Consider the following 5381-nt stretch of genomic DNA (forward strand, 5'->3'; position numbering starts at 1 on the left):
CCAGCATCCACGCGTGATATCCGTACTCCATGGGTCCTCCATGTGTAGCAGGGGGAAAGGAAGCGGCCCGCTCGACCTCGCTGTCGGCGGGCCCGTTCGTTTCAGTGGTGCAAGCGTGCGCGGCCAGAGTTTCGGTCGGCCCCCGCCGTTGTTGCGGCCGTGCAACGAGTTCTCCCGTTGTGTTACGGCCTCGTTTCGGAGCTCCCGGGTGCGTCGCAGGAGCGCCGACCCTCGCGGCTGGGGCGGCGGTACGCTCTGCCCGTGTCGAGTGGACGTGACCCGCAGGAGCCCGCCCAGCGATCCCTCTCCGGACGCCTGCGCCAGCGGTGGGGCCGCCGGGCGGACGGGGCCCCGGACGGGGCCCCGGACCAGGCACCAGCCCCGGCACCGGCCCCGGTCCAGACGGAGCCGGCAGGGTCTCCGGCACCGGCTGCCGACCAGTCGCCGACCGCAGCGTCTCCCGTGGTCGAGACGCTGGTGCGCGCCGGGCTGGTCGACGTCGACTGGGTGGCCGCGCAGCTGGGCGAGGCCCTGGACGACGTCCACGGGGCGGCCGTGGCGGCGGTGCGCGAGGAGGTCGCGCCGCACCCGCTCCTCGACCCCGCCCTGCTCCCCCGCGCCGGCGCAGCGGACCGTTCCGACGCCGCGGCGCTGGCCGCGTTCCTGGACCAGCCCGGTCAGCGCTCCCCGCACCCCTTCCTCGAGCCGTCCCTGGTGCCGCACCTCCTGGACGAGGCCGAGGCCACGCCCGGCGGGCTCCTGGCCCTCTGGCTGGACCGGGCCGCCGACGAGGCCGCCCTGCCGACCTCGTCACTGCCGCGACCGACGCCGTTCGCCGAGTTCCGTACGGCCGCGCTCGACGCGGCGCGGGCCTGGCGCTCCGCACACGCCGACGGCACCACCGTCCACGGGCGCAGCGCCGCGTCCCCCGCTGCAGCGGTGAGTGTGGTGGTTCCGCTCCCCGCCAGCCCGCGCCGCGTCGTGGACTGGCTGGCCGGCGTCCCGGCCGACGACGTGGAGGTCGTCGCCGTCGCCGGCTCGTCGGGTCGCGCGGCGTACGTGGTGGGCCACGTGCTCTCGACGCTCGTCGAGCGGGCGGTGCTGGTCCACGCGCCGTCCGCCGCGACCCCCACGGCTCTGCTGAACGCAGGGATCCCTCACAGCACGGGCGGGGTGGTGGAGCTGGCCAGGCCGGACGTCCAGCCCACGACGGACGCCCTGCGCGCGCTCGCCGCCGCGACCGCGTCACCGGTGGCCGTCGCCCAGCCCGTCGTCCTCGACCCCGAGCGGCTCGTGCAGTCGGCGGGTCTGGTCCTCACCCCGTCCGGGGGCACGCTGATCCTGGCCGGGCACCCGCGCTCGGACGCCGCAATGCTGGGGCACGTCGCGGTTCCCGCCGTCGCAGCGGGTCTGGTGGCGGTGCGGCGCGAGGTGCTCAAGGCGCTCGACGGCCTCGACGAGTCGTACGAGGACCGCTTCGCCGAGTCCGACCTCTCGCTGCGGGCCGCGGCGTCAGGCCTGGGCGAGAGCCGCCTGGTGGGTGACGTCACCGTCCGGGGCAGCGCCCGCTACGGCCCGCCGGCAGCCGTACGCACCGGCCTGCGCACCCTGCGGGGACGCCACGGCCCGACCCCCGTCGACCTGGACGCCCTGCTTGCCCCCGCAGGGCTCGCGACCGCCCCCGCCTCCCCTGCCGGCGAGGACGGGGGTCTCACCGCGACGGAGCTGAGGGTCGTCCGGTCCGTCTCCGAGGCGCCGCCGCGCCTGAGGTGGGCCATCGACATCGCCTCCCCCGCGGCCCCGCGCGGCGACAGGTGGGGCGACACGCACTTCGCACACTCCCTGGCCCAGGCCCTGGAGCAGCTGGGCCAGCACGTGGCCGTCGACCACCGGGAGGCCCGCGACCGTGCCAGCCGACGCCTCGACGACGTCGTGCTCGTGCTGCGCGGCCTCGACGCGGTCACGCCCCCGACCGGGCCGGTCACCATCCAGTGGCTGATCAGCCACCCCGACCTGGTCACCCGCGAGGAGCTGGCTCCCTACGACCTGAGGTACGCCGCCAGCCTGCCCTGGGCCCGCGAGACCAGCGCCCGCTGGGGCCTGCGCATCGACCCGCTCCTGCAGTGCACCGACCCGGCGCGCTTCCACCCGTACGCTCCGCACGGGACCGACGACGGGGACGCACTCTTCGTGGGCAACTCCCGCGGTGAGTTCCGCCCGGTCGTCCGGGCGGCGCTGGCCGCCGGTGTCGACCTGCGCCTGCACGGGTACGGCTGGGAGGAGTTCGTCGGCCCCGGTGCCGTGGTCTCGCAGGCGGTCCCCAACGAGGAGCTCGGCCGGTTGTACGCCGGAGCCCGGGTGGTGCTCGCCGACCACCACGACGACATGCGCCGCGACGGGTTCCTGGCCAACCGGCTCTTCGACGCCGCGGCGTGCGGTGCCCGGGTGCTCAGCGACGAGGTCGAGGGCATCGCCGAGACCTTCCACGGGTTGGTGGTCCCGTTCAGCGACGACCAGCACCTCGCCGACCTCCTCACCCGGGTCGACGCGGTGTGGCCCGGCGACCAGGAGCGCCTCGCCCTGGCGGAGCAGGTCGCGAACGAGCACAGCTTCGCCCGACGGGCCGCCACCCTCCTCGAGGCGGCTCTGGCCGTGCGGGCCGGGCGGACCGCCTGAGACGCGACGACGCCCCGGAGCGGACTCCGGGGCGTCGCGGGCGAACGGTGTGCGAGCTCAGCCGAGCAGCGCGTCGACGAACGCCTCGGGCTCGAAGGGAGCCAGGTCGTCGGCGCCCTCGCCAAGACCGACCAGCTTGACCGGCACGCCGAGCTCGCGCTGGACCGCGACGACGATGCCGCCCTTGGCGGACCCGTCGAGCTTGGTGAGCACGATGCCGGTGACGTTGACGATCTCGCTGAACACGCGCGCCTGGATCATGCCGTTCTGGCCGGTGGTGGCGTCGAGGACCAGCAGCACCTCGGTGACCGGGGCCTGCTTCTCGATGACCCGCTTGACCTTGCCGAGCTCGTCCATGAGACCGGCCTTGTTCTGCAGGCGGCCCGCGGTGTCGACCAGCACCGTGTCGATGCCGGTGTCGACGCCCTGCTTGACCGCCTCGAACGCGACGCTGGCGGGGTCCCCGCCCTCGGGGCCGCGGACGACCTCGACGCCGACGCGCTCACCCCAGGTGGCGAGCTGGTCGGCCGCCGCGGCGCGGAACGTGTCGGCCGCGCCGAGCGTGACCGTACGGTCCTGTGCCACGAGGATGCGGGCGATCTTGCCGACGGTCGTGGTCTTGCCGGCGCCGTTGACGCCGACCACGAGGACCACGCCGGGCTTGCCGTCCTCGCCCGTCACCTGCAGGCGGCGGTCCAGGTCGGGCCCGACGAGCTTCACGAGCTCCTCGCGCAGGACCTCGCGCGCCTGGGCGGGCGTCGTGCCCTCGACCCGGACGCGGGTGCGCAGCTGCTCCACGAGCTCCTGGGTGGGCGCGACCCCGATGTCAGCGGTGAGGAGCGTGTCCTCGATGTCCTCCCAGGTGTCCTCGTCGATGCGGTCGCGCGACAGCAGCGACAGCAGTCCCTTGCCCAAGGCGCTCTGGCTGCCAGCGAGGCGCTCGCGGAGCCGGACGAGACGGGAGGCGGTGCCCTCGGGACGCTCGAGGGTGACGGTCGGGGCCTCGGCCGGGGCAGCCGGCTCCTCGGCCTCGTCGGCCGGTCCGGCCTCCGGCGGCTCGGTCTCCCGCTCGGGAGTCGGTGCGATGACGTCCGTGGTGGTGCCCGGGGACACGCCCTTGCGGCGCGAGCCGGAGATGAGAGCGGCGACGCCCAGGAGGGCCAGCACCGCGATGCCGATGATCAGGTAGAGCCATTCACCCATGGGGATCATCCAACCAGACGGCCGCGGGCCGTCCGCACCGTGTGGTCAGGTGCCCGGGTACTCGGGGTCTGGTGCTCGGGGTCTGGTGCTCAGCCGGCCCGGCGACGCGGCGCGGGCCGCGCGACGACCGGCTGGTCCGGGTCGATGACCGGCAGGGCCTTGGCGCCCTTGCGCATCGCCTCGCCGAGGCGGGGCACGACGGGAAGGTCCTCACCCCGCTGCGGGTAGGCGACGTAGGCCACCACGGCCCCGGCGACGAGCAGTCCGACGAGCATCGTGAGCAGGAGGGTGAGCACGGGTCCTTCTTCCGAGAGAGTTCAGGTCCGCCGCCCACCATGTCACAGGGCACCGGACCGACCCGCACCGGCGCGGGGGCCCCGGGGGAAGTGAGACGAGACCCACACCGAGGCCCAGCGGGGACCCGGAAAGTGCCCGCCTTGCGGCAGCTCGCGTCTCTCAGACGCGCTCGGACTCGCGCAGCCGCTGGCTGATGACGGTGGAGACGCCGTCGCCGCGCATGGTGACGCCGTACAGCGCGTCCCCGACCTCCATGGTGCGCTTCTGGTGGGTGATGACGAGCAGCTGGGAGTTCTCGCGCAGCTCCTCGTAGATCTCCAGCAGACGCCCCAGGTTGGTGTCGTCGAGGGCCGCCTCGACCTCGTCGAGGATGTAGAACGGCGAGGGTCGAGCCTTGAAGAGGGCCACCAGGAACGCCACCGCCACCAGCGACCGCTCGCCGCCCGAGAGCAGCGAGAGGCGCTTGACCTTCTTGCCGGGCGGGCGCGCCTCCACCTCCACGCCGGTGGTCAGCATGTTGGACGGATCGGTGAGCAGCAGTCGCCCCTCGCCTCCGGGGAAGAGCCGCGCGAACGTTGCGTCGAACGCCTTCTCCACGTCCGCGTACGCCTCGGCGAAGACCTGCTCCACGCGGGCGTCGACCTCGGCGACGATGTCCATGAGGTCCTTGCGGGTGCGCTTGAGGTCCTCCAGCTGCTCGGTGAGGAACTTGTGCCGTTCCTCCATGGCCGAGAACTCCTCGAGCGCCAGCGGGTTGACCCGCCCCAGCATCGCCAGGCCACGCTCGGCCGCCTTGAGCCGCTTGGCCTGCTCCTCGCGCACGAACGGCACCGGCGCGGGCTGCTCCTCACCGTCGGCGACCTCCCCGAAGAACGGGACCGGCGTGTGCGGGCCGTACTCGGCGACCAGTCCCTCGACGTCGAGGCCGAGCTCCTCCAGGGCGCGCTCCTCGAGCTGCTCGATCCGCATCCGCTGCTGGGCGCGGGCGAGCTCGTCCCGGTGGGCTGAGTTGACCAGCTCGTCGTGCTCGCGACCGAGGTCACGCAGGCGCGCGCGCACCTCGAGGAGCTGGGTCTCGCGCTCGCGGCGGGACTCCTCGACGGCGGCCCGCTCGTCGGCGGCCGCCATCACCGACCGGTCGAGGCGGGCGAGCACCACGGCCACGGCCGCGCTCACGGCTTCGGCCGCACGGCCCTCGCGCAGCA

4 protein-coding genes are annotated in these 5381 nt (G+C 74.3%); 1 reads left to right on the forward strand and 3 read right to left on the reverse strand.

Annotated features, from left to right (window positions below):
- The first annotated feature begins 462 nt into the window (after positions 1 to 462).
- The gene (locus tag ACI379_RS16000; protein ID WP_439793106.1) at positions 463 to 2676 is read left to right on the forward strand and encodes a glycosyltransferase family protein; all 2214 of its coding nucleotides are present in this window, start codon (positions 463 to 465) and stop codon (positions 2674 to 2676) included.
- Between the two features lie 57 nt (positions 2677 to 2733).
- Here ACI379_RS16000 and ftsY read toward each other — a convergent pair whose 3' ends face one another.
- From ftsY to ACI379_RS16015, 3 genes are all read right to left on the reverse strand, one after another.
- On the reverse strand, positions 2734 to 3879 hold the full coding sequence (ftsY, locus tag ACI379_RS16005) for a signal recognition particle-docking protein FtsY (RefSeq protein WP_439793107.1): 1146 nt from the start codon (positions 3877 to 3879) through the stop codon (positions 2734 to 2736).
- A gap of 89 nt (positions 3880 to 3968) precedes the next feature.
- Positions 3969 to 4175: a hypothetical protein gene (locus tag ACI379_RS16010; protein WP_439793108.1), complete on the reverse strand. Its 207-nt coding sequence runs from the start codon at positions 4173 to 4175 to the stop codon at positions 3969 to 3971.
- A 160-nt stretch (positions 4176 to 4335) separates the two neighbouring features.
- Positions 4336 to 5381, reverse strand: a 1046-nt coding sequence (locus ACI379_RS16015) for an AAA family ATPase (protein ID WP_439793109.1), incomplete at its 5' end; no start/stop codon positions are given.

It is taken from the genome of Nocardioides sp. (assembly GCF_051876515.1).
In the GTDB taxonomy this organism is placed as follows: domain Bacteria; phylum Actinomycetota; class Actinomycetes; order Propionibacteriales; family Nocardioidaceae; genus Nocardioides.

Bases quoted from the DNA above. Each gene is read 5' to 3' on its own strand.
- ftsY (WP_439793107.1), bottom strand. From the start codon at position 3,879: ATGGGTGAATGGCTCTACCTGATCATCGGCATCGCGGTGCTGGCCCTC.